Source organism: Cellulosimicrobium sp. NPDC057862 (assembly GCF_042797035.1).
GTDB lineage: Bacteria > Actinomycetota > Actinomycetes > Actinomycetales > Cellulomonadaceae > Cellulosimicrobium.
Genome location: NZ_JBHVMH010000017.1, coordinates 24,972 through 51,431, shown reverse-complemented (window position 1 = coordinate 51,431; position 26,460 = coordinate 24,972). Strand labels below are relative to the sequence as shown.

20 protein-coding genes and 1 riboswitch are annotated in these 26,460 nt (G+C 75.0%); of the genes, 7 read left to right on the top strand and 13 right to left on the bottom strand.

What is annotated here, in order from left to right; all coding sequences use genetic code 11:
- Positions 1-28: 28 nt before the first annotated feature.
- From ACFVN3_RS17360 to ACFVN3_RS17345, 4 genes are all read right to left on the bottom strand, one after another.
- Positions 29-1,288, bottom strand: a complete 1,260-nt coding sequence (locus ACFVN3_RS17360) for an acetate/propionate family kinase (protein WP_378234189.1) — start codon at positions 1,286-1,288, stop codon at positions 29-31.
- On the bottom strand, positions 1,285-3,486 hold the full coding sequence (gene pta / locus ACFVN3_RS17355) for a phosphate acetyltransferase (protein ID WP_378234187.1): 2,202 nt from the start codon (positions 3,484-3,486) through the stop codon (positions 1,285-1,287). Before pta ends, ACFVN3_RS17360 begins: the two co-directional genes overlap by 4 nt.
- A complete protein-coding gene (locus ACFVN3_RS17350; protein ID WP_378234186.1) occupies positions 3,483-5,981 on the bottom strand; it encodes a phosphoketolase in 2,499 nt (832 codons plus the stop codon). The genes pta and ACFVN3_RS17350 overlap by 4 nt, the downstream gene beginning before the upstream one ends.
- 142 nt (positions 5,982-6,123) lie before the next feature.
- Positions 6,124-8,316: a hypothetical protein gene (locus ACFVN3_RS17345; protein WP_378234185.1), complete on the bottom strand. Its 2,193-nt coding sequence runs from the start codon at positions 8,314-8,316 to the stop codon at positions 6,124-6,126.
- Between the two features lie 149 nt (positions 8,317-8,465).
- Between ACFVN3_RS17345 and ACFVN3_RS17340 the strand changes: the two genes are divergently transcribed.
- Complete coding sequence (locus ACFVN3_RS17340; protein WP_378234184.1) at positions 8,466-9,359, top strand: SURF1 family protein; 894 nt, start codon at positions 8,466-8,468, stop codon at positions 9,357-9,359.
- Positions 9,360-9,432: 73 nt separating this feature from the next.
- Here ACFVN3_RS17340 and ACFVN3_RS17335 read toward each other — a convergent pair whose 3' ends face one another.
- On the bottom strand, positions 9,433-10,512 hold the full coding sequence (locus ACFVN3_RS17335) for a hypothetical protein (RefSeq protein WP_378234183.1): 1,080 nt from the start codon (positions 10,510-10,512) through the stop codon (positions 9,433-9,435).
- Between the two features lie 279 nt (positions 10,513-10,791).
- Here ACFVN3_RS17335 and ACFVN3_RS17330 point away from each other — a divergent pair, with 279 nt between their 5' ends.
- Entirely contained in the window at positions 10,792-11,082 is a 291-nt protein-coding gene (locus ACFVN3_RS17330) for a hypothetical protein (RefSeq protein ID WP_378234182.1), read from the top strand.
- A 96-nt stretch (positions 11,083-11,178) separates the two neighbouring features.
- Here ACFVN3_RS17330 and ACFVN3_RS17325 read toward each other — a convergent pair whose 3' ends face one another.
- Together ACFVN3_RS17325 and ACFVN3_RS17320 are read right to left on the bottom strand one after the other, a co-directional pair.
- Complete coding sequence (locus ACFVN3_RS17325) at positions 11,179-12,912, bottom strand: ABC transporter ATP-binding protein (RefSeq protein ID WP_378234181.1); 1,734 nt, start codon at positions 12,910-12,912, stop codon at positions 11,179-11,181.
- Positions 12,909-14,705 (bottom strand): ABC transporter transmembrane domain-containing protein, encoded by a 1,797-nt coding sequence (locus tag ACFVN3_RS17320; protein WP_378234180.1) that lies wholly within the window; start codon positions 14,703-14,705, stop codon positions 12,909-12,911. The genes ACFVN3_RS17325 and ACFVN3_RS17320 overlap by 4 nt, the downstream gene beginning before the upstream one ends.
- Positions 14,706-14,829: 124 nt before the next feature.
- Between ACFVN3_RS17320 and ACFVN3_RS17315 the strand changes: the two genes are divergently transcribed.
- Entirely contained in the window at positions 14,830-15,270 is a 441-nt protein-coding gene (locus ACFVN3_RS17315; protein ID WP_141388527.1) for a DUF3817 domain-containing protein, read from the top strand.
- Positions 15,267-16,538, top strand: coding sequence for a ThiF family adenylyltransferase (locus tag ACFVN3_RS17310; protein ID WP_378234179.1), 1,272 nt, complete (start codon positions 15,267-15,269; stop codon positions 16,536-16,538). Before ACFVN3_RS17315 ends, ACFVN3_RS17310 begins: the two co-directional genes overlap by 4 nt.
- A gap of 127 nt (positions 16,539-16,665) precedes the next feature.
- Here ACFVN3_RS17310 and ACFVN3_RS17305 read toward each other — a convergent pair whose 3' ends face one another.
- The 3 genes from ACFVN3_RS17305 to thiO all read right to left on the bottom strand — a co-directional run bounded on the left by ACFVN3_RS17305 (position 16,666) and on the right by thiO (position 19,137).
- Positions 16,666-17,409, bottom strand: coding sequence for a thiazole synthase (locus tag ACFVN3_RS17305; protein WP_378234221.1), 744 nt, complete (start codon positions 17,407-17,409; stop codon positions 16,666-16,668).
- Positions 17,410-17,517: 108 nt separating this feature from the next.
- A complete protein-coding gene (thiS, locus tag ACFVN3_RS17300) occupies positions 17,518-17,751 on the bottom strand; it encodes a sulfur carrier protein ThiS (protein WP_378234178.1) in 234 nt (77 codons plus the stop codon).
- Positions 17,752-17,754: 3 nt separating this feature from the next.
- Complete coding sequence (gene thiO, locus ACFVN3_RS17295) at positions 17,755-19,137, bottom strand: glycine oxidase ThiO (protein WP_378234177.1); 1,383 nt, start codon at positions 19,135-19,137, stop codon at positions 17,755-17,757.
- Between the two features lie 4 nt (positions 19,138-19,141).
- A riboswitch (TPP riboswitch) is annotated at positions 19,142-19,221 on the bottom strand.
- Positions 19,222-19,273: 52 nt separating this feature from the next.
- On the opposite strand from thiO, the gene thiE reads away from it, so the two are divergent.
- Together thiE and guaA are read left to right on the top strand one after the other, a co-directional pair.
- A complete protein-coding gene (gene thiE / locus ACFVN3_RS17290) occupies positions 19,274-19,999 on the top strand; it encodes a thiamine phosphate synthase (RefSeq protein ID WP_378234176.1) in 726 nt (241 codons plus the stop codon).
- Positions 20,000-20,042: 43 nt separating this feature from the next.
- Positions 20,043-21,656, top strand: coding sequence for a glutamine-hydrolyzing GMP synthase (gene guaA, locus ACFVN3_RS17285; protein WP_378234175.1), 1,614 nt, complete (start codon positions 20,043-20,045; stop codon positions 21,654-21,656).
- A 4-nt stretch (positions 21,657-21,660) separates the two neighbouring features.
- Here the strand turns inward: guaA and ACFVN3_RS17280 are convergent, their stop codons facing one another.
- Positions 21,661-22,821, bottom strand: a complete 1,161-nt coding sequence (locus ACFVN3_RS17280) for a glycosyltransferase family 4 protein (protein ID WP_378234174.1) — start codon at positions 22,819-22,821, stop codon at positions 21,661-21,663.
- Between the two features lie 243 nt (positions 22,822-23,064).
- Here ACFVN3_RS17280 and ACFVN3_RS17275 point away from each other — a divergent pair, with 243 nt between their 5' ends.
- Positions 23,065-23,838 (top strand): hypothetical protein, encoded by a 774-nt coding sequence (locus ACFVN3_RS17275; RefSeq protein ID WP_378234173.1) that lies wholly within the window; start codon positions 23,065-23,067, stop codon positions 23,836-23,838.
- A 186-nt stretch (positions 23,839-24,024) separates the two neighbouring features.
- On the opposite strand, the gene ACFVN3_RS17270 is transcribed toward ACFVN3_RS17275, so the two are convergent.
- Together ACFVN3_RS17270 and ACFVN3_RS17265 are read right to left on the bottom strand one after the other, a co-directional pair.
- On the bottom strand, positions 24,025-24,591 hold the full coding sequence (locus tag ACFVN3_RS17270) for a hypothetical protein (protein ID WP_378234172.1): 567 nt from the start codon (positions 24,589-24,591) through the stop codon (positions 24,025-24,027).
- A complete protein-coding gene (locus ACFVN3_RS17265) occupies positions 24,591-26,372 on the bottom strand; it encodes a PspC domain-containing protein (protein ID WP_378234171.1) in 1,782 nt (593 codons plus the stop codon). Before ACFVN3_RS17265 ends, ACFVN3_RS17270 begins: the two co-directional genes overlap by 1 nt.
- Positions 26,373-26,460: the final 88 nt, after the last annotated feature.

Here is a 26,460-nt window from a genome sequence, read left to right as displayed (position 1 = left end):
GTCGGCTCGCCGGTCGCGCGGAGGATGCTCAGCCCGCGCGCGAGGCGGCCTCGACGACCTCGACGGACTGGCGCGCGATCGCGAGCTCCTCCATCGTCGGGACCACCATGACGAGCGTGCTCGTCCAGTCCGGCGAGATGACGCGCGGCTCGCCGGAGTCGACGGCGTTGCGGTCCGGGTCGACGGCGAGGCCGAGGGGTTCGAGGCCCTCGACGACCGCGGCGCGGACCTCGGCGTCGTGCTCGCCGACGCCCGCGGTGAAGGCGACGACGTCGACGCGGCCCAGGACCGCCGCGTAGGCGCCGATGTACTTGCGCAGCCGGTGGATGTAGACGTCGAACGCCAGCCGGGCGCCCTCGTGGCCCTCGTCCATGAGCCGGTGCAGCTCCCGGAAGTCGTTGACCCCGGAGAGGCCCTTGACCCCGGACCGCTTGTTGAACAGGTCGTCGATCTCGTCGATGGTCATCCCGGCGTTGCGCGCGAGGTGGAACACCACGGCCGCGTCGATGTCGCCCGTGCGGGTGCCCATGACGAGGCCCTCGAGCGGGGTGAGGCCCATCGACGTCTCGACCGGGACCCCGCCCTTCACGGCCGAGGCCGAGGCGCCGTTCCCGAGGTGCAGCACGATCGTGTTGAGCCCCTCGATCCGCCGGCCGAGGACGCGCGCGACCTTGCCCGAGACGTACTGGTGGCTCGTCCCGTGGGCGCCGTAGCGCCGGACCGCGTACTGCTGCGCGACCTCGGCGTCCAGGGCGTACGTGGCGACGTGCTGGGGGAGGCGCTGGAAGAAGGCGGTGTCGAACACGGCCACGTGCGGGACGTCCCCGAGCAGCGACCGGGCGACTTCGATGCCCTTGACGTTCGCGGGGTTGTGCAGGGGCGCGAGCGGGGAGAGCGACCGTATCCGCTCCAGGACGCCGTCGTCGACGAGGACGGGGTCGGCGAACAACGAACCGCCCTGGACGACGCGGTGGCCGACCGCGTAGACGTCCGCCTCGGCGAGCCTCGGGCCGACCTCGTCGAAGAGGCTCAGCGCGATGCGCAGGGCGACGCCGTGGTCGGCGACCGGCTCCTCGCGCGTCGTCGTGTTCCCCGCGAACCGGTGCTTGATGATCCCGGAGTCCTCGCCGATGCGCTCGATCGTGCCCGCGGCGATGGCCTCGCCGCCGACCGGGTTGACGAGCTGGTACTTGAGCGAGGACGACCCCGAGTTCATGACGAGCACGGACCCGTGCGCCCCGTAGGCGCTGTAGGGGTTGGGGCGCTCGCCCTCGGGCAGGATCGTCATGAGGTGGCTCCCTGGGAGGCGTGGCCGGTGTCGGCGGGCGTGAGGTCGGCGGCGCCGGCCGGGGCCTGCGCCTGGATCGCGGTGATGGCGACGGTGTTGACGATGTCCTGCACGAGCGCGCCGCGCGACAGGTCGTTCACCGGCTTGTTGAGACCCTGGAGCACGGGGCCGACCGCGACGGCGCCCGCGGAGCGCTGCACGGCCTTGTAGGTGTTGTTGCCCGTGTTGAGGTCCGGGAAGATGAACACCGTCGCGCGACCTGCCACGTCCGAGCCCGGCATCTTCGACGCCGCGACGGACGCGTCCACGGCGGCGTCGTACTGGATCGGGCCCTCGACGAACAGGTCGGGGCGGCGCTCACGGACGAGCGCCGTGCCCCGGCGCACCTTGTCCACGTCGGCACCCGAGCCGGACTCGCCCGTCGAGTAGGAGAGCATCGCGACCCGCTGGTCGACGCCGAACTGCTGCGCCGTCGCCGCCGAGGAGATCGCGATGTCCGCGAGCTGCTCCGCCGTCGGGTCGGGGATGACCGCGCAGTCGCCGTACACGAGCACCCGGTCGTCGAGGCACATGAGGAACACCGACGACACCACGGACACGCCCGGCTGCGTCTTGATGATCTCGAACGACGGCTTGATGGTGTGCGCCGTCGTGTGCTTCGCGCCCGAGACCATGCCGTCCGCGAGGCCGAGGTGGACCATCAGCGTGCCGAAGTACGACACGTCCTGGACGCGCTCGCGCGCCTCTTCGAGCGTCATGCCCTTGTGCGCGCGCAGCCGCTGGTACTCCGCGGCGAACCGCTCGACGAGCTCCGGGTCGTGCGGGCTGACGACGTGCGCCGCGTCGATGTCGAGGCCGAGCTCGGCCGCGCGGGCGCGGACCTTCTGCTCCTCGCCGAGGATCGTCAGCTCCGCGACCTGGCGGCCGAGCAGCGTGGACGCGGCGCGCAGGATGCGGTCGTCGTCGCCCTCGGGAAGCACGACGTGCTTGCGGTCCGCACGGGCGCGCGAGAGCAGCTCGTACTCGAACATGAGCGGCGTGACGACCTCGGGCCGGGGCACGTCCAGTCCCGCGAGGAGCGCCGCGCCGTCGACGCTCTGCTCGAACAGCGCGAGCGCCGTGTCGACCTTGCGCTGCGACTCCTTGGTCACTCGGCCCCGGGCGCTCGCGGCGGCGCTCGCCGAGCGGAACGTCCCGAGGTCGGTGCGGATGATCGGCAGGCTCGGGTCCAGGTCGGCCACGAGGCGCGCGGTCGACTCGGGCGGGAAGAACCCGCCGTTGAGGATGACGCCGGCGAGCGACGGGAAGCCCGACGCCGAGTGCGCGGCGAGCAGCCCGATGAGGATGTCGACGCGGTCGCCGGGCGTGATGACGACCGCGCCGTCGGTCAACCGGTCGAGCAGGTGCTCGAACGACATGGCACCCACGAGCAGGTCCGTCGCCTCGCGAGCGAGGAGCTCCTCCTCGCCGAACGCGAGCGTCCCGCCGACGGCCTCCATGAGGATGCGCACCGTCGGGGCGTCGAGGAACGGGTCCTCGGGCACCGCCCAGCCGGGCAGGTTCGCGCCGGGCTCCGCCGTCGTGCCCGACGGCGCCCCCGCCCCCGCGAGCGGCTCGCCGTCCGGGCCGAGCGCTCCGAGCAGCGCGCGCACCGCGTCGAGGTCGTCCGGCTGCACGCGGTTCGCGACGACGCCGATGGGCTGCGCGTGCTGGGAGCGCAGCTCGGCGACGCTCACCTCGATGAGGTTGCCCACGGCGTCGGGCGTACGGCCCTTGCCGGAGACGACGAGGAGGACCGGTGCGCCGAGGTTCGCGGCGACGCGCGCGTTGAACGACAGCTCGGTCGGCCCCGCGACGTCGGTGTAGTCCGTCCCGACGACCACGACGAAGTCGCACTGGCGCGCGACCTCGTGGTAGCGCGCCACGATCTGCGACAGCGCGCCCTCGGGGTCGGCGTGGACGTCCTCGTACGTGACGCCGATCGCCTGCTCGGCGGTGACGTCCACGCCGTCGTGCGCGAGCAGGAGCTCGAGCACGTAGTCCTGCACGTCCGGGCCGGCGGCCCGGGTGACCGGCCGGAAGACCCCGACCCGCTGGACCTTGCGGACCAGCAGGTCGAGGACCCCCAGCGCGATCGTGGACTTGCCCGTCTCGCCCTCGGGCGAGGTGATGTAGATGCTGCGAGCGGTGTCGCTCACTCGTTGTCTCCTCCGGTGTCCTGCACGGCGCGCGCGCCGTCGTACTGCGGGCCGCCCTCGCCCGTCGCGGTGTCGCCCGCGTCCGGCCACACCCAGTCACGGACCTCGGGGATGTCCTCCCCGTGCGCGCGGGTGTACTGCCGGGCCGTCAGGCGTGCGTCGACCATCTCCTGGCGCAGGCCCGCGTAGGTCGAGCGCAGGGACGGCACGCGGTCGATGACGTCGATGACGAGGTGGAAGCGGTCGATGTCGTTGAGCATGGCCATGTCGAACGGGGTGGTGGTGGTGCCCTCCTCCTTGTAGCCGCGCACGTGGATGTTCGCGTGGTTGGTGCGGCGGTACGTGAGGCGGTGGATGAGCCACGGGTAGCCGTGGTAGTTGAAGATGACGGGCTTGTCCGACGTGAAGAGCGTGTCGAAGTCCTTGTCCGACAGCCCGTGCGGGTGCTCGTTCTCGTCCTGGAGCCGCATGAGGTCCACGACGTTGACGACCCGGACCTTGAGGTCGGGGATGCGGCGACGCAGGATGTCCGCCGCGGCGAGCACCTCGAGCGTCGGGACGTCCCCGGCGGCCCCGAGCACGACGTCCGGGTCCTCGCCCTCGACCTCGGTGCCGGCCCACTCCCAGATGCCGAGCCCGCGCGTGCAGTGCGCGATCGCCTGCTCCATGGACAGGAACTGCGGCGCCGGCTGCTTGCCCGCCACGACGACGTTCACGTACTGGCGCGAGCGCAGGCAGTGGTCGTAGGTCGAGAGCAGCGTGTTGGCGTCCGGCGGCAGGTACACGCGGACGATCTCGGCCTTCTTGTTCACGACGTGGTCGATGAAGCCCGGGTCCTGGTGGCTGAAGCCGTTGTGGTCCTGGCGCCACACGTGGCTCGACAGCAGGTAGTTGAGGCTCGCGACCGGTCGGCGCCACGGGATGTGGTTGGTGACCTTCAGCCACTTCGCGTGCTGGTTGAACATCGAGTCGACGATGTGGATGAAGGCCTCGTAGCTCGTGAACAGGCCGTGGCGCCCCGTGAGCAGGTAGCCCTCGAGCCAGCCCTGGCACTGGTGCTCCGAGAGCATCTCCATGACCCGGCCCGCGCGGGCGAGGTGCTCGTCGACGTCGGGGCCGAAGAAGTCGGCGTTCCACTGCTTGTCCGTGACCTCGTAGACCGCCTGGAGCCGGTTCGACGCGGTCTCGTCGGGACCGAAGATCCGGAAGTTGTCCGGGTTCAGCCGCACGACGTCGGTGAGCCACTGCCCGAGGACGCGCGTCGACTCGGCGACGTTGCCGCCCGGGCCCGAGACGTCGACCGCGTAGTCGCGGAAGTCCGGGAGCCGCAGGTCCTTGAGGAGGAGCCCGCCGTTGGCGTGCGGGTTGTCGCTCATGCGCAGCGTGCCCTCGGGGGCGAGCGCGGCGATGTCCTCGCGCAGGCGGCCGTCCTCGTCGAACAGCTCGTCGGCCCGGTACGACTCGAGCCAGCCCTTCAGCACGTCGAGGTGCTCCGGGGTGTCCCGCGCGCTCGCGAGCGGCACCTGGTGCGCGCGCCACGAGTCCTCGGTCTTCTTGCCGTCGATGACGGGCGGGCACGTCCAGCCCTTGGGCGTGCGGAAGACGATCATGGGCCACGCGGGCCGCTCGTCGTTCCCTGCCGCGGCGTCGGCCTTGATCTGCGCGATGTGGTTGAGCACCTCGTCGAGGAGCTTCGCGAAGCGCTGGTGCACCTCGAAGTGGTCCTCGCCGTCGAACCCGCCGGTGAAGAAGTAGGGCGTGTGGCCGTAGCCGATCATGAGGTCGCGCAGCTCGTCGTCGCTGATGCGCGCGAGCACCGTGGGGTTGGCGATCTTGTACCCGTTGAGGTGCAGGATCGGCAGCACGACGCCGTCGTTGCGCGCGTTGACGAACTTGTTCGAGTGCCAGCTCGTCGCGAGCGGGCCCGTCTCCGCCTCGCCGTCGCCGACGACCGCCGCGACCAGCAGGTCGGGGTTGTCGAACGCCGCGCCGTACGCGTGGGAGAGCGCGTAGCCGAGCTCGCCGCCCTCGTGGATCGACCCGGGGGTCTCCGGCGCGACGTGGCTCGGGATGCCGCCCGGGAAGGAGAACTGGCGGAACAGGCGGCGCAGGCCCTCGGTGTCCTGCGTGATGTCCGTGTACGTCTCGGAGTACGTGCCCTCGAGGTAGGCGTTCGCGACGAGCCCGGGGCCGCCGTGACCGGGACCCGCGACGTAGATCGTCGACTGGCGCCGCTCGGCGATCGCGCGGTTGAGGTGCGCGTAGAGGAAGTTCAGGCCGGGGGTCGTGCCCCAGTGGCCCAGCAGGCGCGGCTTGACGTCGTCGCGCACCAGCGGGGTGCGCAGCAGCGGGTTGGCCAGGAGGTAGATCTGGCCGACGGACAGGTAGTTCGCCGCACGCCACCACGCGTCGACGCGACGCAGGGTGTCGTCGTCGAGCGGTGCGACCTCGGCGGGTCGCCAGGCGGTGGACTCGGTGGCGGTGGTCGTGCTCATCTCACGCTCCTGCAGGGGGAAGGGTTCGTGAACGACTACGGCTTCATACAACCGCATCGACCGAGGCCCTGCACGGTCCGTGACGGCCCCGGGCGGTGTGACGTCCGCCCGGGACCGCAGAAAAGGTCCTAGGTCCCGGGACTCAGGTCCGGCGGCGTGCCCGGGTGCCCTGGAGCAGGAGCCCCGCACCGAGCGCGACGGCGAGCAGCGCCGCGGCGCTCGCCGCGACGAGGTCCACGCCGGTCGTCGCGAGGCCGGGCCCGGACGTACCGGGCTGCTGCGGACCGGGGCCGGGCCCCGGGCCCGGGGTGGGGACGACCGTGGTCGTCGCGGTCGCCTCGGACGGGCCGTCGCCGTCGTCGACGCAGGCCGCGCAGGGCTCGACCGTCGCGGTGTTGGTGACCGTGCCCCCCGCCGGGGGTGCGGTGCCCGTCACGACGACGGTCGCCGTCCCGCCCGCGGGGACGGTCGCCGTGGTGGACACGTCGTTCCCGGTGCCCGAGGGCGCGTCGCACGCCGACCCGTCCGAGACGCTGCACGTCCACGAGACGCTCGTGACGGCGTCGGGCACGGCGTCCTGGACGATCGTGCCGGGCGCCGCGGCCGGGCCGTCGTTGGTCACGACGACCTCCCACCGGAGCGACTCGCCCCCGGTCACCTGCGCGGGGCCGGTCTTCGTGACGGACAGCGCGACCGGGACGACGCACGGGGTCGTGACCTCGGCGACGTCGTTCGACGGGTCCGGGTCCCCGGACGTCGAGGTCACGCGGGCGCGCTGCACGACGTCACCCGCCGAGCAGGCCGCGGGGTCGGGTCCCACGGTGCCCGTGATCGTGAACGACGCTCCCGCGCCGGGGGCGAGGGGGCCGACCGGGCACACGAGGGTCGTGCCCTCCAGCGTGCAGCCGTCGGCGACGACGCTCGCCGGGTCGAGGGCGGGCGGGAGGGCGTCCGCGACGATGACGCCGCGAGCGCTCCCCGGACCCTCGTTCGTCACGTCGACGACGTACTCGACGGGCTCTCCGAGCACGAGCGGCGCCGGGCTGGTGAGCTCCTTCGTGACCGCGAGGTCGGCGGCGGGAAGGACGGTGACGTCCACCGACGAGGTGTTGTCGGTGAGGTCCTCGCGGTCGGGCGGGGCGACCACCTCGGCCGTGTTCGTCAGGACCGTCTCGGCATCGACGAACGGCGCGGTCCCGGTCACGGTGAGGACCGCCGACGCCGTGGGCGTCGCGCCGGTGAGCCGCGGCAGGTCGACGGTCGTGTCGATCGCGTTGCCCGACCCCGAGGCCGTGCCGCAGGCCGCGCCGCCCGTCGCCGTGCACGTCCACGTGACGTCGGTGAGCTCGGCCGGGACGGTGTCGACCACGCGGGCGCCGACCACGTCGTTGACGTACCCGTTCGTCACCTCGAGCTGGTAGGACACCCGGCCGCCGGACTCGACGACCGGCGTGGTCGTCGTCTTCTCGACGGTGAGGACGGTCGGGACCACGACGCGCAGGTTCCGGATCTCGTGGTAGTTCGTCGCGCCACCGGTGGACGCGCCGAAGCCGAGCTTGAACGTGGCCGGGAGCGCGGGCTGCCCCGCGGCGCCGCCGAGGTCGAACTGGCTGATGAGCGGCTCGAGCGGGGTGCCGGGTCCGCTGTCGCTCCAGACGGACAGGAGGTCGGTGCTCGGCGCCGGGGTGACGACCGCGCGGACGGTGCGGACGAACGCGCGGCTCGGGTCGCCGCCGCCCGGCGGCACGGTCTCGACGGTCCCACCGGGGCCGGGGACTCCCGTGAGGTAGCCCCACGGGGTGTCCGCGGCGTAGGAGCCGCGCACGGACACGAACCCGGGCTGCGGGCCGGGGCCGCCGACGCCGGCCGAGAAGTTGCCGAACTCGTCGAACCCGACGCCCGCGTACCCGCCCTGGAGGAACGTGTACCCGAGCGACCCGCCGTCCCCGCCGACCGCGGCGGGGAACGACCCGTCCATGAGGAAGAACGAGAACCCGTCGCCGCGGTTGCCGCCGAGCTCCTGGCCGCCCCACGTCGCGTACTCGAACTCGACCACCACGCCGAGGTCCGTCGGGAACGCGCTGTCGAGCACGTAGCCGCCGAACCCCCCGTTGGTCTGGTCGAGGTCGGTGAGCCGGAGCCACCCGTCGCCCTCGCCCGTCAGCGTCGCCTCGCCGAACGGGACCCAGGCCGGGTCGTTCGGCGTCGTGTCCCCGAAGGGCTCCTCGATCGGGAAGTCCGCCGCGGCGGCGGGCGCAGCGACCGCGCCCGCCGCGAGCACGAGGACGGCGGTCGCGGCGAACCGCAGGCGGTGGCGTCGGGCGCGGTGCGTCACAGATGCTCCTCTCGTGCGCCGGCCCCGTCGCCGACGTGTCGTCCCCGTCTCGTCCCCGGGCCTCCCCATCGGACCACACCGGTGTGAGGTTCGCCCGGTACGACGCCCGCGATGCGGGTTCTCGCGCGAGGCCCGGCTACCGTGGGGGCGTGCCCGAGCCCACCGCCCCGCGTTCGTTCTGGGCGGTCGCCCGCCAGCCCCGCGTGGTCGGCCTGCTCGTGCTCTTCCTCCTGGCCGCGGCGGTGTGCGCACGGCTCGGCGTCTGGCAGCTCGACCGCGCGCAGCAGCGCGCCGAGCTCGCCGCGCAGCAGGAGGCCGCGGAGCTCGAGGCCGCGGGACCCGAGGGCGTGGGGGTGCTGCTCCCGCCGCAGTCTTCCTTCCCGGGCGAGCTCGTCGGCCGGCAGGCGTGGGTCGAGGGGGAGTACGACCCCGAGGGCCAGCTCCTCGTGGAGAACCGTGCCCTCGACGGCCGGGTGGGCTACCTGGTCCTCACGCCGCTGCACGTGACCGACGACGGGACGCAGGGCGCGTCGTGGGCCGACCTCTCCGGCGCGCCCGTGCTGCCCGTGGTCCGCGGCTGGGTCGAGACGCCCGAGGAGAGCGCCGCGCTCGACCCGCCGGACGGCGTCGTGCGGCTCACCGGGTACCTGCAGGCCTCGGAGGCCGCGGGCCAGGGCGGGAGCGCACCCGGACTCACGGACGCGATCTCGACCGGGGCGCTCGTCAACGAGTGGGGCGGACCGATGTACTCGGGCTACCTCGTGCTGCTGTCGTCCGACCCGGAGCAGCCGTCGGCGGCCGAGGGCGGTCCGTCGCAGCTCCCGCGCCCGACGATCGAGGGTGGGACGGGCCTGAACCTGCAGAACCTCTTCTACGCGCTGCAGTGGTGGGTGTTCGGCGGCTTCGCCGTGCTGCTCTGGATCCGGCTCGTCCGCGACGAGGCGACGGGCGGCAAGCGCCGAAGCCGGAGCGACGACGCCGGCATCGCCGGCCTCCCCGGCCCCACCGAGATCGACCCGTCCGGCTCGACGTCGACCTCCTGAAGGTCGATCTCGGACGTACGGGTCGATGTCGCACCGGGCCTCGACCCGCCGACTCCGCCCCGCGCGGGAGTCGTCACCGACGAAGAGCCCGCTCGATGCGACGTGCGATCGTCGCCGGGTCGGCCAGGTCCGCCCACACCACACGCAGCACGACCCATCCCGCCTCCACGAGCGCGTCGTGCCGCGCCTTCTCCTGCACCAGTCGTGACCGAGGGTCCACGAAGTCGCCGCCCGAGTACTTGACCGCGCCGTCGAACTCGACCGCGACCCGGTGCTCCGGCCATCCGAGGTCCACCCACAGGATCCCGCGCCACGTCGGGACCTCGAGCCCGGGCACGGGAGCGGGCAGCCCGGCCTCGTGCAGGATCCAGCGCACGACAGACTCGCCCGGAGACTCCGCGCGCGCGTCCGCGAGCCCGACGACGGCCCGTGCGCCCCGGACACCGCGCCCTCCCGCCGCCTCCGCCAGCAGGACGGCGAGCACCGCCGGGTCGGCGCCCGCACGCAGGGCCGAGTCGGCGACGACCAGGCCCTGCGCGCCCGGCAGGGAGCGGGCGCAGTCCACGACCGTGCGCTCCAGCGTCGTGACCGGGAGCCCCCCGACGAGGGTGCGGTCACGGACCGGGAGCGGGGTCCAGTGTCGGCGGAGCGCCGGCTCGCGGGTCTGCGCCGCCTTGGGTGGGCGGAGCTGGGTGACGTGGACGACGTCGGCCAGCCGCCAGGTCCAGCAGCCGTGCAGCAGCGCGGCGCTCGTGTGGCTGAACCAGTACGTGCTCGACAACCGCTCGGCGACGGCGCTGACGCGGCGGAGCACGAGCTCGCTGCGGAGCTGGGCGGGACTCAGGTCGGCAGCGGCCGGAGGGAGGTACACGCCGCGCCGGACGCGGTCGAGCGTGCCGGCCCGGGTCCGGCGCGCGAGCTCCGTGCGTCGCTCCTCGGTGAAGCGGATCGCTGTCGGCGGGGCGGGGCGCTCGGTCCGCCGTTCGTCGCCGGGACGCCGGGGTGCCGCGTCGGGGGACGAGGCGGCCGCAGGGTGGTGCGACGGCGTGCGCGCCGGGACGGTGTCGCGGACGGGGGACTCTCGGGCCGGCGTCTCAGGGTGCACCGAGGTCGTACGGGGCAGGCCGGCCTGCGGAGTGAGGTCGCTGGGCATGGTGCCGATCGTGCTCGACGCGGACGTGGGTTGGAGCGCGCTGCCGAGGTCTGTGGACAACCGGCCCCGCGAGATCGACCCGAGCGTCTGAGATCGGCCCTCGGAGGGTCGACCTGCGGACGCGCGGGTCGATCTCGCGAGAGGTGGTCCGTCTCAGCAGATGACACGGGCCTTGCCGGGAGTATGTACGGACTGCAGTCTTATCGCGATCCGGGCAGTGTGTCCGGATCGTCCGCCGGTCGAGGTCGCCCGGCGGTCCGAGAGACACGGGGGTACTCCATGAAGAAGCGTCTTGCACCGCTGGCAGCAGCCGTCACGCTGGGCCTCGTCCTGGTCCCGGCGGCTGCCGCGAGCGCCGCGACCCGGACCACGCCGTACAACTGCGGGACCCGCGACGCGAAGGTCACCGCGAGCGCGCCGACGAACGTGACGCTCACCGTGAGCGGGACGACGCGGAGCGCCACCAACAGCGCGGGCGCGTCGGTCACCCTGTACGACTACGACGGCCAGGGCACCGCGTACGCGTCGTCGAGCAACGCCTCGGTGTCGATCCACGTCACGTGCTTCTGACCCTGACGCGGTCGTCCCGTCGGGTCGTCTGACCCCGCACGGCACCGGTGCCCGGTCGTCGCCTCCGCGACGGCCGGGCACCGGTGCGTCCGGCCACTACTCCTGCTGCCAGGAGTGCCAGAGGCGCGCGTAGTCGCCGCCCGCCGCGACGAGCTCGTCGTGCGGGCCGATCTCGCTGATGCGGCCGCCGTCGACCACCGCGACGCGGTCGGCGTCGTGGGCGGTGTGCAGGCGGTGCGCGATCGCGACGACGGTCCGGCCCGCGAGCACGGCGTCGAGCGAGCGCTCGAGGTGCCGGGCCGCGCGCGGGTCGAGGAGCGACGTCGCCTCGTCGAGCACGAGCGTGTGCGGGTCGAGGAGCACGAGCCGCGCGAGCGCGACCTGCTGCGCCTGCGCGGGCGTGAGCACGTGCCCGCCCGACCCGACGGTCGTCTCCAGCCTGTCCGGCAGCGACTCGGCCCAGCCGCGCGCGTCCACGGCGTCGAGGGCGTCGTGGAGCTCGGCCTCGCTCGCGTCGACCTTCGCGAGCCGCAGGTTGTCCGCGAGCGTGCCCACGAACACGTGGTGCTCCTGGGTGACGAGCGCGACCTCGCGGCGCAGGTCCTCGAGCGGCAGGTCGACGAGCCGCACCCCGCCGGAGCGGACCGACCCCGCCGTCGGCGGGTGGATGCCCGCGAGCATGCGCCCGAGCGTGGACTTGCCCGCGCCCGACGGGCCGACGACCGCGAGCCGCTCGCCCGGCTCGAGGTCGAGCGAGACGCCGTGCAGCACGGGGTGGCCCTCGCGGTAGGCGTACTCGACGTCGCGTGCGACGAGCCGGTCGCCGTCGGGCACGTCGCCCGTCGCGGTGCGGTCGCCGGGGACCTGCGCGACGCCGACGATGCGCGCGTAGCTCGCGGCGGCGACCTGGATCTCGTCGAGCCAGAAGATGAGGTTCCACACCGGCCCGGCGAGCTGGAACGCGTACGTCGTCACCGTGGCGACCGCGCCGAGCGTCGTCTGGCCCTGCGACAGCAGCCACGCGCCCCACACGAGCGCCGCGACCGGTGCGATCGCGATCGCGAGGTCGATGCCCGGGAACAGCACGGTGCGCAGCCCGAGCGTGTACTTCTCGGACTCGAACGCCTCCGTGAGGTCGGCGCGCACGCGGGCCTTGCGCCGCTCGGTGAGCGAGAGCGCGTCGACGGTGCGAGCGCCCTCGACGTTCTCCGTGATGGTCCCGTTGAGCGTCGCGTACGCGGCGGCCTCGCGCTGGTAGCCCGCCGACGCGCGCTTGAGGTACCAGCGCGAGACGACGACGAGCAGCGGGACGCCGACGAACAGCGCGATCGCGACGAGCGGCGCGACGACGACCGACGCCACGACCGTGAGGACGAGCGTCACGACCGCTACGAGGAGCTGCGGCACGCCGAAGCGCACCGCGTGCTGGATCCGGTCGACGTCGTTGGTCGTGCGCGCGACGAGGTCGCCCGTGCCCGCGCGCTCGACGGTCGACAAGGGGAGCGACGTCACCGTCTCGACGAGGTCCTCGCGGAGCTCGGCGAACACCGTCTCGCCGAACACCATGGACAGCCGCTGCGCGTAGCGGCGCAGCACGGCCTGCGCGACGACGGCCCCGGCGCCGACGGCGACGACGGTCGTCACGTAGGACGAGGTCGTGCCCTCGGTGACGGCGTCGACGAGGCGGCCGAGCAGCCACGGGCCGACGAGCCCGGCGACGGCGGCCAGGGTGTGGAGGACGGCGATGAGCACGAACGTGCCGCGGTGGCGGGCGAAGAGCCGCCCGGCGGCGGCGCGGACGGCAGGGCCGTCGGCGACGGGGAGCTTCACGACTCTCCTCCTTCAGGTGCGGTGCGGGCGAGGACGGGCGACTCGTCGAGCGAGCGCCCGACGACGCGCAGGTAGCGGGCCGCGTCGTCGTCCGGCGCGGCGCCGGAGGCGTGGGCGCGGTCGACGAGGTCGCGGTGCGTGCCGCGCGCGGTGACGCGACCGCTCTCGAGGAGCAGCACCTCGTCGACGTGCTCGAGCACGAGCGGCGACGCGGTGACGACGAGCGTCGTGCGCCCGCGGCGGGCGTCGGCGAGGCTCGCGGCGATCCGCGCCTCGGTGTGGGCGTCCACCGCGCTCGTCGGCTCGACGAGCACGAGGACCTCGGGCTCGGTGAGCAGGGCGCGCGCGAGCGCGACGCGCTGGCGCTGGCCGCCCGAGAGCGAGCGGCCCTTCTCGGGCAGCTCGCCCGCGAGGCCGTCGGGGACGGAGTCGAGCACGTCGTGGGCGTCGGCGGTCCGCACGGCGGCGAGCACGTCCGCCTCCGTCGCGGCGCCCCGCGGGTCGAGCTCGTCGCGCAGCACGCCCGAGAAGAGCTGGGGCGTCGCCTCGGCGACCACGACCCGGTGCCGGAGCGCGTGCTTGTCCAGGTCGGCGAGGAGCGTCCCGCCGAGCCGCACGGGCGTGGCGGCCTCCGCGGCGTCGTCGAACCGGCCCAGGCGGGTCGCGACGGCCGCCGACGCGTCGGGGTCCGCCGAGACGAGCGCGACGACGCGGCCCGGCTCGAGGACGAGGCCGCTCGTCTCGTCGACGAGGGGGCTGCCCTCGGGCGGCATGGGCGCGGTCGCCGGGGTCGCGCCCGCGGCGGGCTCGACCGCGAGGACGCGCACGATCTTGCGCGACGCGACGTGGGCGCGCGTGGCGATGTTGAGCATCTGCGTCGCGACCTGGAGCGGCCACCCGAGGAACGCTGCGTACCCGTAGAACGCGACGAGCTGCCCGGGCGTGATGTCGCCCGCCAGCGCCGCCGTCGCGCCGAGGTAGACGACGAGCACGACGAGGAGACCCGGCAGGAGCACCTGCAGGGCGTCGAGCGTGGCCTGCGTGTGCGCGACCTTCACGCCGGTCTCGCGCACCTTCTGCGACTGCCGCGCGTACCGGCCGACGAACACCCCCTCGCCACCGATGCCGCGCAGGATGCGCAGGCCGGAGACGGTGTCGGCGCCCAGCGTCGTGAGGCGGCCCTGCGCCTCGCGCTGCGCGGCCTGGCGCTGCTGCAGCGGCTTGACGAGGAGCGCGAGCACCGCCGCGACCACGGGCAGGCCCAGCACGACGACGAGCCCGAGCTGGAGCGACGTCGAGAGCATGATGACGGCCACCACGACGTACGCGCCGAGCGCGCCGAGGAACTGACCCATCATCGAGAAGAGCTGGCCGACGCGCATGGCGTCGCTCGCGACCGTCGACACGACCTCGCCCGTGGGCAGCTCCTCCGTGATCGCGTCGCCGGAGCGCGCGGTGACGTCGCCCACGAGCTGTGACGTGGTGAGCGCGGAGCGGAGCCAGTTCGCGATGTCGAACCGGTGCTGCGTCACGCCCGTGACGACGATCCCCAGGCCCAGCGCGAGCAAGAGCCCTGCCCAGCGCCACAGCTCCGGTCCGAACCCCTCCGCGAGCCCCTCGTCGAGCGCGCGGCCGAGCATGTACGGCTGGAACGCCTGGCACGCGAAGTTCGCCAGCCCGAGCAGCACCGAGGCGGTCAGGACGGTCCACTGGCGCCGGGCCAGCCAGAGCAGGTAGCGCGTCGGTCCGCGCAGGTCGGGGGTCCCCGGGTCGGGGAGAGGGAGGGGTCGCACGGTGTTCTACCCTAGGTTCGGCGTCCGACACGCGGCGACGCTTTAACCGCTGCGACCGCGTCGCACGCCACCGCGCGCGGCAGGGACCGCGGCGGCCGTCTCGCCCGGAACGAGGACCACTCCCATGACCACGCAGGACCCGGCCACGCCCACCCCGACCGACGCGCCCGCCGACGTGGCGACGCCGAGCACGGAGGCGGCGCGCACCGCGATCCGCAAGGCGCGCGGCGCGCTCGCCCGCTACCGGGTCCTCGCGATCATCACCGGTGTGATGCTCCTCATCCTGTGCGTCGAGATGCTCGTGAAGTACGGGGTCGGTCAGTTCGTCGACGTCGACGGGATCATGCGGTACGTCTCCTGGATCCCGTTCGCGCACGGCTGGATCTACGTCGTCTACCTCGTCACGGTCCTCGACCTGTGGACCAAGATGCGATGGGGCTGGGGCCGCCTCGCGACGATGGTGTTCGCGGGTGTGGTACCGGTCATGTCGTTCATCCTCGAGAAGAAGGTGCACGCCGAGGCCGAGGCCAAGCTCGCGGTCCTGGAGGAGCAGTACGCGTCATGACGACGCCCCCGCTCGCGCCCCTCGTCGCGCCCGGTCCCGAGCTGACCACCGCCGAGCTCGAGCGGTACGCGCGCCACCTCGCGCTGCCCGGCGTCGGGCCCGAGGGCCAGCGTCGCCTCGCGGCCGCGCGCGTGCTCGTCGTCGGCGCGGGCGGCCTCGGCAGCCCCGCGCTGCTCTACCTCGCCGCCGCGGGCGTCGGCACGATCGGCATCGTCGACGACGACGTCGTCGACACGTCCAACCTCCAGCGCCAGGTGATCCACGGGGGGCCCGACGTCGGGCGCCGCAAGGTCGACTCCGCGCGCGACGCCATCGCGGACGTCAACCCGCACGTGCGCGTCGTCGAGCACGCCCTGCGCCTCGACGCCGACACCGCGCTCGACGTGCTGCGCGGCTACGACGTCGTGCTCGACGGCTCCGACAACTTCCCTACGCGCTACCTCGTCTCCGACGCGGCCGAGGTCCTCGGCCTGCCCGTGGTCTGGGGCTCGATCTACCGCTTCCAGGGCCAGGTGAGCGTCTTCTGGGGCGCGCCGCGGTTCGCGGTGCCCGACGACGTCCCGATCCCGGGCGGCGCGGCTCCCGCCGGTCCCGGGGACGGCGAGGCGCGCGGTGTCACGTACCGCGACGTGTTCCCCGTGCCGCCGCCGCCCGGCGCCGCGCCCGACTGCGCGACCGGCGGGGTGTTCGGCGCGATGTGCGGGACCCTCGGCTCGGTCATGGCGACCGAGGCAATCAAGCTCGTCACCGGCGCCGGCACCACGCTGCTGGGCCGCCTCGCCGTCTACGACGCGCTCGACCTCTCGTGGCGCCAGCTCACCGTGCGCGCCGACCCGACGCGCGAGCCCGTCACCGCGCTCCTGCCGGGCGACGACGCCTACGCCGCGTTCTGCGGGCTCGCCCCGGCGGCGTCGGGCGCGAAGCCGGTCGCGGGGGAGCGCGACGTCACCGCGCACGACGCCGCGGCCCTGCTGGGCGACGACGACGCTGCGCCCTTCCTGCTCGACGTGCGCGAGGACTGGGAGGCGCGCGTGCGACCCCTCGCGGGCTCGACGCTCGTGCCGAGCGGCGCGTTCCTCGGAGGCGACCCCGCCGCGGCGCTCGCGGACCTCCCGACGGACCGGACGGTGCTCGTCCTGTGCGCGGTCGGCGCCCGCTCGGCCCGCGTCGCCGACGTCGCGCGCGCCGCGGGGATCGACGCCCGCTCCGTGGTCGGCGGGGTCCCCGCCCTGCTCGACGCCGTCGCGGCGACCTCCCCGGCCACCTAGGCCGCGCCCGGTGCCGTGAGGGCTCGCGCGCGCCGGCCCGCGTGCCGACCGGACGGTCGTCGCGCGTCCGGCTCGGCGGACGAGCCAGGGCGGCCCGTCCGGCCCGGGGACGGCCTGGTGGCCGGCGTCAGAGGGCGAGGTCGAGGCGCCCGTCCGGTGACGAGCTCGCGAGAGCGCCCTCGCGGCGGGGGATGCGACCGGCACCGGCGGCGAGGCGGCCCGACTCGACGGCAAGGCGCATCGCGTGCGCCATGCGGACAGGGTCGGCGGCGCGCGTGACGGCCGTGGCGAGCAGCACGCCGTCGCACCCGAGCTCCATCGCCTGCGCGGCGTCGGACGACGTCCCGATCCCCGCGTCGAGGATCACCGGCACGCGAGCGGCGGCCGCGATCGCCTCGATGTTGCGGGGGTTGAGGATGCCGAGCCCGGTGCCGATCGGCGCGCCGAGGGGCATGACGGTGGCGCACCCCACGTCCTCGAGCCGGCGCGCGAGGATCGGGTCGTCGTTCGTGTAGGGCAGGACGACGAACCCGTCCCGCACGAGCGTGTCGGCCGCCTCGACGAGGCCGACGGGGTCGGGCAGGAGCGTGACGTCGTCGGCGATCACCTCGAGCTTGACCCACTCGGTGCCGCACGCCTCCCGCGCGAGGTGCGCCGTGAGCACGGCCTCGCGCACGGAGAAGCACCCGGCCGTGTTGGGCAGCGCCCGGATGCCGAGGCGCGCGAGGAGCGCCCAGATCCCGGCGTCCGGGCTCGCGTCGCCGCCGGCGCGCACGGCGACGCGGCGCATCGCGACGGTCGTCAGCGCGGTGCCGGACGCGACGAGCGCGTCCTCGAGCGTGAGCAGGTTCGCCGCCCCGCCGGTCCCCATGACGAGGCGCGACCCGATGGTCGTCCCGGCGACGACGAGCGGGTCGTCGCCCTCCGTCGGTCGGTTCGCGGTCGCGGGGGAGCTGTCGGTCGTGGTCACGGGTCCTCCTCAGCCGCCCTGGACGGCGGTCACGATCTCGATGCGGTCGCCGGGCGCGACGACGGTCGTCGCCCAGGAGCCGCGCGGCACGACGGCGTCGTCCACGGCGACGGCGACGCCCTGCGGCGTCCCGTCGGCGACGTACGCCGGGACGAGCGCCGCGACGAGCTGCTCGAGGTGCACGGGCGCGTCGAGCGGGTACGGCTCGCCGTTGACGAGCGCGGTCGGAGGGTGTGGGGTCACGGGTCACCTCGGTGTCGTCGTGGCGAAGGCGGCCGACCGGCCGGCGTCGAACCCGGGGTTGTTCCCCGGATCTGACGCGAACCCGGGGACAACCCTGGGTTCGGCGAAGCGGTCGGTGCGGGTCGGGGAGAGGGCGGCGGCGGCGTCGGCGGGGAGCGCGGTGCCGGTGAGGCCGGCGACCACCGCGTCGGCGGTGAGCGGTGCGAGCAGGATGCCGTTGCGCCCGTGCCCGGTTGCGAGGTGCAGCCCGGGGACGGCGGTCGGACCGACGAGCGGCAGGTTGTCCGGGGTCGCGGGGCGCGCCCGGGGCGTGACGTCGACGAGCGCGGCCTCGTCGATCCCCGGCAGCAGGGCGCGCGCGTCGCGCAGCAGGGCGAAGACGCCGCCGGCGGTCGCGCGGCGGTCGTCGGGGTTCTCCTCGGTGGTCGCCCCGACGACCACCTCGCGGTGCCCCGTGCAGCCGTGACCCTGCCCGTCCGGGACGGGGTCGCGCGGCACGACGTACACCGGCCGCCCCTGCACGACCCCGCGCACCACGTGCTCGAGCGCGAGGTCCGGCCCGGCGTCGAGGCGCAGGGTCTGCCCCTTGACCGGCCGCGTGGGCACGACGACGCCCGGCACCTCGGCGAGCAGCGCGCCCGACTCCCAGCCCGCCGCGACGACGACCGCACCCGCCGCGTGGAGCCGGCCCGCGTCGTCGTGCACGCCCACGACGCGCCCGGCCGGGTCGAGCGCGAGCCGCGTCGCCGATGCCCGCACGACGACGGCGCGCACCTCGGGACCCCTGTTCGCCCCCGCGAGTGTCCCCGGCCCGGAGCCCGCACCGGTGCCGCCGAGCGCGCCGAGCAGCGCGGCGTGCGTCGCGCGCGGGTCGACCGCGTGGTCGGCCGGGGCCCAGGCGGCGCCCGCGACCCGCGGACCGAGGTAGGGCTCGCGCCGGCGCGCGTCGGCGACGGTGAGCTCGTGCGACGCGAGGCCGTGCGCCGCGTGGAGGGCGAGGACGCGCCGGAGCAGCGCGAGGTCGTCGGCGTCGTACGCGAGGGTGAGGGTGCCCGCGGTGCGCAGCCCGACGTCGGCCTCCGTCGCGGCACGCAGGTCGGCGGCGAACGCGGGCCACGCCGCGGCGGCCGCGAGGTGCAGTCGCAGCGCGTCGTCCTCGCCGAAGTCGGCCTCGGTGACCGGGGCGAGCATCCCGGCGGCGGCGTGCGTCGCGCCGTCGCCCGGCGTCGGGTCGAGCACCGTGACGGTCAGCCCGGCGCGCGCCGCGCGCCACGCGACGGCGAGCCCCACGATCCCGCCGCCCACGACGACGACGTCACGCGCGCCGTCGGGCACGACAGGACCGGCTCCCGGCGGGCGGGACCCCGGACGGACAGGGGTGTGCATGCGCGCTCCCTTCGCTGGCATGACCCAGATCAGGTTCGACGGTCGGCTCCGACGCCCTCTCAGCCCCGTGCGGGGCTCCCGTGCTGTCGGCCACAGTACCGCCTGCTCCGGGCACGCCGCGGCTAGGCTCCGGCAGGTGAGCCCCGAGACCTTCGCCACCCCCGCCGCTCCCGCGCCTGCGGCTCCGGACGTCGCGCGCGCCCGCCTCGCCGACGCGCGCCTCTACCTGTGTACCGACGCGCGCGAGGAGCGCGGCGACCTCGAGGACTTCCTGCGGGCGGCGCTCGCGGGCGGGGTCGACGTGGTCCAGCTCCGCGACAAGACGCTCGACGTGGCGCGCGAGCTCGAGCTCCAGGAGATCGTCGCGCGGGTCGCGACGGAGCACGGTGCGCTGTGGGCGGTCAACGACCGGGCGGATGTCGCACGACTGACCGCCGCGCCCGTGGTGCACATGGGCCAGGGCGACCTGCCCGTCCCCGCGGTGCGCTCCCTGCTCGGCGCGGCACCGGTGGTCGGCCGGTCCACGCACTCGGCCGACCAGGCGGCCGCCGCCGAGGCCGACCCGGACGTCGACTACTTCTGCGTCGGGCCGCTGTGGGCGACGCCGACCAAGCCGGGGCGTGCCGCCGTCGGGCTCGACCTGCTGCGCGCGGTCGCCGCGACGCGGCCCAGCACCCCGTGGTTCGCGATCGGCGGGATCGACGCGGAGCGGCTGGACGCCGTCCTCGACGCCGGGGCGACCCGCGTCGTCGTCGTGCGGGCGATCACGCAGGCGCCGGACCCGGAAGCCGCGGCCCGGTCGCTGCGCGGGCGGGTCGCCGAGCGAGCCGCTGAGCGTGCCACCGAGCGCACCGACGCCTGAGACGCGGGACGGGACCGCGCCGGGCGGCGACTATCCTGGACCGGTGACGTCACCCGCCACCGCTCCCGAAACCCCCACCACCGCCGAGGTCGCCGCGACCCCGCGGCCCGTGCTCGTCGTCGACTTCGGCGCCCAGTACGCGCAGCTCATCGCGCGCCGCGTGCGCGAGGCCAAGGTCTACTCCGAGATCGTGCCGCACACCTTCACGGTCGAGCAGATGCTCGCCAAGGACCCGGTGGCGATCATCCTCTCCGGCGGGCCGTCGTCGGTGTACGCGACCGGCGCCCCGTTCGTCGACCCGGCCCTGTTCGCGGCCGGCGTGCCCGTCATGGGCATCTGCTACGGCTTCCAGGCCATGGCCAAGGCGCTGGGTGGCGAGGTCGCCCAGACGGGCCTGCGCGAGTACGGCGGCACCGAGGTCGAGGTGTGCGCCGCGGGCGTGCTGCTCGACGGGACCCCCGAGAACCAGACCACGTGGATGAGCCACGGCGACGCGGTGCACCGTGCGCCCGAGGGCTTCGAGGTCCTCGCGACATCGGCCGGCTCACCCGTCGCCGCGTTCGAGGACACCACGCGCCGCCTCTACGGCGTGCAGTGGCACCCCGAGGTCAAGCACTCCGCGCACGGCCAGACCGTGCTGGAGCACTTCCTGTACGACGGCGCCGGGCTCGCCCCGGACTGGACGCCCGGCAACGTCATCGCGGACCAGGTCGCGGCGATCCGCGCCCAGGTCGGCGACGCGCGCGTCATCTGCGCGCTCTCCGGCGGCGTCGACTCCGCGGTCGCGGCGGCGCTCGTCCAGCGCGCGGTGGGCGACCAGCTCACGTGCGTGCACGTCGACCACGGGCTCATGCGCGCGGGCGAGGTGGAGCAGATCGAGCGCGACTTCGTCGCGGCGACGGGCGTCAAGCTCGTGATCCGGGACGAGAAGGAGCGGTTCCTCACCGCGCTCGCCGGGCACAGCGACCCCGAGACCAAGCGCAAGATCATCGGCCGCGAGTTCATCCGCGTGTTCGAGGACTCCGCGCGCCAGATCGTCGAGGACGCGGGCGAGCACGGTGCCGAGGTCAAGTTCCTCGTCCAGGGCACGCTGTACCCGGACGTCGTCGAGTCCGGCGGCGGCGAGGGCGCGGCGAACATCAAGAGCCACCACAACGTCGGCGGCCTGCCCGACGACCTGCAGTTCTCGCTCGTCGAGCCGCTGCGGACGCTGTTCAAGGACGAGGTCCGCGCCGTCGGCCGCGAGCTCGGCGTGCCCGAGGAGATCGTCGCGCGGCAGCCGTTCCCCGGCCCGGGCCTCGGCATCCGCATCGTCGGCGAGGTCACGGCGGACCGCCTGGAGACGCTGCGCGCCGCGGACGCGATCGCGCGCGAGGAGCTGACCAAGGCGGGTCTCGACAACGAGATCTGGCAGTGCCCGGTCGTGCTGCTCGCCGACGTGCGCTCGGTCGGCGTCCAGGGCGACGGCCGCACCTACGGCCACCCGATCGTGCTGCGCCCCGTATCGTCCGAGGACGCGATGACGGCCGACTGGACGCGCCTGCCCTACGACGTGCTGTCCGTCATCTCGACGCGCATCACCAACGAGGTCGCGGAGGTCAACCGGGTCGTCCTCGACGTGACGAGCAAGCCCCCGGGCACCATCGAGTGGGAGTGACCCGCTAGCGGGACGGACGGGCCCGACGATCCACGGCGATCGTCGCGGCCCGTTCGTATGCCGCCTCCACGTCGGCGAGCACGCGCGGCCAGCCGGCGGACGACGGCACGTCGCGGTTGTGCGCGACGATCTGGTCGAGCAGACCGTCCTCGGTCGCGAGCCGCACGAGCGCGTCGGTGAGCCCGTCGTCGTCGTCCGCGAGGAGCGCGTCGACGCCGTCCGTGAGGCGTTCCGCGACGCCCGACTGCGAGCGCGTCAGGACGGCGAGCCCGGCGGCCTGGCCCTCGAGCGCGGCGATCCCGAACGCCTCCTCGACGGCGGGCGCGGCGAACACGTCGGCGCGCGCGTAGAGCCGCTTGAGCCCCGTCGCGTCGAGGCGGCCGGGGAGCGACACGACCGACCCCAGCCCGTGCTCGGCGACGAAGCGCCGTGCGTCGGCCAGCTCGGGGCCGTCCCCCGCGAGCGTCACGTGGAGCGCGCCCTCGGGGAGGCGCGCGACGGCGTCGCGCACGACCTCGAGGAGCGGCAGCACGCGCTTGCGCGGCGCGAACCGCGTCGCCGCCACGACGTGGACGGCGGAGCCCTCCATGCGCTCGGCGCGCTCGGTGCGCGGCACGCGCCACGCGTCGAGGTCGAGGCCGTTGTGCAGCACCACGACCTCGCCGTGGTCGCCGACGATGCGGCGCAGGGGAGCCGCCGTCAGCTCGCTCACGGCCGACCACAGCACGGGCCAGCGCGACCACCGCACGACGCGGTCGAGCCCGGCAAACGCCTTCTCCGCCCCGCCCCAGACGCTGTGCACGGTGAGCACCGCGGGCAGCCCCGCCCGGACCACCGCGCGCAGCGACGCCTGCGTCGAGGGCGTGAGGACACCCATGTGGAGGTGCACGACGTCGGGCCGGTCCGCGCGCAGGATCCGCGCCACGTGGTGCGGCGCGCGCGGGTGCACGGGGTAGCCGCCCGGGAACCGCGCGGCGAGGCGGTGGACGGTGACGTCCCCGTCGTGCTCGGTCGAGACGCCGTGCGTTCCGGGGCGAGCCGGGGTCGTGCAGACCACCGAGACGTCGTGCCCGGCAGCCGCCTGCTGCTGCGCGAGGCGCGCGACCTGGGTCTCGATACCGCCGAGCAGGGGCAGGTAGCAGTCGGTCAGGTGGGTGATGCGCACGGACGGCATCCTCCCATCCCGGCGTGGGCGGACGGCGGCCGGTCCGATCGCGCACCTGTCCCGCGCCCGGACCCGGGTCGCGGCGCGGCGCCCTGAGGTGGGCGTTCGCCGCGCGGTCCGTCCTCGTCGTCGCTACCGTGGGTCCCGTATGGGTGGTTCGACCGCCCTGCGGCGGTCCCGCGCCCGCGGGTCACCGCCCGCGGAGCGGCAGCAGGTGGGTCCTGACGAAGGGGAGAACGCGCCATGTCGAGCACCGTCACCGTCACTCCGGCCAAGGGGGCGCGGGGCATCGGCCTCGTGTCGATCGTCGCCGGCATCGTCCTCCTCCTCGCGGGCATCGGCACCTGGATCGTGGTGGCGAACCAGCTCTCCGCCGAGGAGATCACCGTCTCGGACGACGCGTCGTTCCTGGCGGGCCGCCACGTCAACGGGCCGCTCACCGCGTACGCGCAGGCCGAGGTCATCAACAAGCACGCGCTCGAGGCGAGCGGCGGCCAGACGTACGCCGAGCTCGACCAGGACGACCCGACCCGCCAGACCGTCATGACGGCGTCGTTCCTGCGGGCGTCGCTGTTCACGTCCGTCGTCGCGTTCGGGGTGTGCGCCCTGGTCATGGGGCTCGGCATCCTGTTCATCCTCGTCGGCATCGCGCTGCGGCGGCTCGCGGGCGGTCCGAGCGTGGCCGTCGAGACGCCGGGGGCGTACACGTCGTCAGGCGACCTGTCGGACGCCGGGCGCCACGTCGCGCCCGCGCACGCGGAACCCTCGCCGACGGCTCCGCCCGTCCGTCCGGAGCCGGCACGCCCGGTCGAGGCGCCGGGTCGCACGTCCGCGCTCTCGACTCCCGGTGCGGAGGCCCGCGCGGCCGCGACGCCGGTCGAGCCGACCGGCGCGCCGGGGACGGGCACCCCGTCCGCCCCGGGCGCGTCCCCGGCCGCGTCGCCCGACACCACGACGCCCACGACCGGCCCCACGGGCACCCCGCCCGAGCGTCGGGGTGACGAGCCCACCCCCTGATCGTCCCGGCCGTCCGTCCGGACGCCGAGGACCCGTTCCCGCCGGGTCGCACCGGGGAGAGCGTGCGGGGCGGCGTCGCTCGGACACGACGAGGGGCCGTGGCACACGTGCCACGGCCCCTCGCCGTGTCTCGGCCCGCTGCGGACCTGCTCGTCGTCGCCCCCGCGGAGGAGGACCGGACCGCTCTCAGCCTCGTCGGCGCCGGGCCCCCGAGACGATGGACCCGACCACGAGCGTGAGCCCCGCCGCGGCGAGCACGACGATCGTGGCCAGCCCGAGGTCGACCCGCGCGCCGAGCGCGGCGGCGAGGACGACGACGCCGAACGCGACGATGACGAAGCCCCACACGATCGTGGAGACGCGGGGGCCGCGCCGGGCAGGCGAGGGGGGTTCGGCGGGAGCGGCAGGCGAGGTGGGCGTCGCCGGCAGGGACGGTCCCGCGGACGGGACCGCGCCGGAGGTCGGGCCGGTCGTCGTCGGGCCACCGGGGGCGGCGAGCGGGTGCGCGGGGGCTGCTGGTCCGGGCACGTCCAGGACGGAGGTCTCGCCGCCCCGCACCCGCGCGGCGGGCAGGGGCTCCGTGGGACGCGGCTCGGACACCGACGGCGCGGCGAGCGGCTCCGTGGCCGCAGGCTCGGTGGACAGCGGCACCGTCGGGTGGGCGGCCGCCTCCGCGGCGCCGACCTGCGGGGTGTCGAACAGCTCGTCGCCGAGCGGCCGCGTGTCGTCGTCGCGGCGTGCAGAGTCGTTCATCAGTCCTCCTCGATCGTGATCTGACCGGCCCCGACCTCGACCCGCAGCACGAGCAGCGGGTCGTCGCCGGACTGGACCTCGTCGTTGTCGAACGTGACCGGCCGCGTGCTGACGCCGCCGATCTCCTGCCGGTCGCCGTCGACGTGCCACCGGGCGTTCCCCGCGAGCACCTGGACCTCCGCGCGCACCGGGACGCCGTCGGGCACGACGACGGTCGCGTCCCCGGCGCCGAGCTGGACCGGGACCTCGACGGGGGAGGCGCCGGTCGCGTCGGACAGGTCGAGCCCGGAGAGGTCGATCGTCGGGTCGCCGAACGTCACGCCGAACCCCTCCTCGGCCACGTCCGGGTCGGTCACACGGTGCGTGCCGTCCGTGACGGTGCGCACCGAGTCGTCGAGGAAGAACGTGAACGGTGCGGACCGCCACGCCGACGCGGGGAGCGCGACGACCAGCAGGAGCACCGCGAGCCATCCGAGGCCGCCGCTCGTGCGCCCACGCAGGCCGCTCACGACGATCGCGAGGCCCGCGAGGATCCCGGACAGCCCCGCCCAGGTGAGGAACACGGGCCAGGGCAGCTCGCCCTGGCGCTCGACGACCAGGAGGAACGCGCCGAGCAGGAGGCTCAGGCCGACCACGATGCCCGTCGTGGTCGCCCCTGGCCCACGCGGGCGCGGGGGCTTCGGCGGCTGGGGCGCGCGCGGAGGCCTCGGGGGCTGCTGCGCGGACGGGTTCCGTGGGCCTTGGTGCGCCCGCGGCGGAGCGGCGGTCGCGCCGAGCGGTGCGCCCGGGGCGTACGGGGGGAGTGGCGCGGTGATGCCCGGCGTGGTCGAGGCGTACGGGCTCGCCTCGGCGGACCAGGTCACCCGGTCCTGGGGCCCTGACGGCGCGGCGCCCGACGGCGTCCCGGGGGAGCCCCACGGGGCGTCGGTCGGCGCGGGGCCGCCACCGGCTGCGCCCGGACCGTAACCCGTTCCGCCAGGGCCGTAGCCAGGTCCGCCGGGACCGTAGCCAGGCCCGGCAGGACCCTTGCCCGGTCCGCCGGGGCCGTACCCGGGGGTACCGGGGCCACCGGTGCCGGGAGCCGCCGGGCCGCCCGCCCACGGGGGCGCCTGCGACGGCGCGCCCTGAGGCCCCCGCGGACCGCGCTGCGTGAGCGCGGAGACCACGACGACCGCCACGGTGACGAACGCCGCGACCCAGAACAGGCCGGTCAGCCATCCCAGGTGGAGCGCGTCCCACCACGACCACCAGCCGCCGCCCCAGGAGAACCCGACGACGACGAACGCGGCCGCGCCGAGCAGCGCGACGTCCACGTTGCCGCGGAACGCCTCCTGGAGGTGGATGCGCCCGTCGCGGCGCTCCGGGAGCAGGGCCCAGGCCGCGCCGTAGAGCACGAGCCCGGCGCCCGACAGGAAGAACGTCACGAAGAGGAGCCCGCGCACGATGAGCGGGTCGATCCCGAACCGCTCGGCGACGCCCGACGCGACACCGCCGATCCACCGGTCGTCCGACCGGTAGATGCCCACGCGGCGGACGGCGTCGAAGAACCCGTCGGTGCCGTTCGGCCGGGCCGTGCCCTGACCGGTGCCGTACGGCGGGCCTTGCGGGGGGCCCTGCGGCGGGCTCTGTCCGGGGGCGGTCGGGCCGGAGGGGCCGGAGCCCGCCGGGTCGGGACCGCTCGCCCCGGGAGGGACGGTGCCCGGCTGCGCGCCGGACGCGTCGGCGGCGGCGCCGGAGGGCCCGGGCTGGGGGCCGGGTCCGGGAAGGTCGGGAGTGCTCATGACCACCATGCTGGTCCCGGAGTGCCGCCGCCGGTATCGGGTGCCACCCTGACCCGACCCTGAACCGGCCGCCGCGCGACCCTGGTTT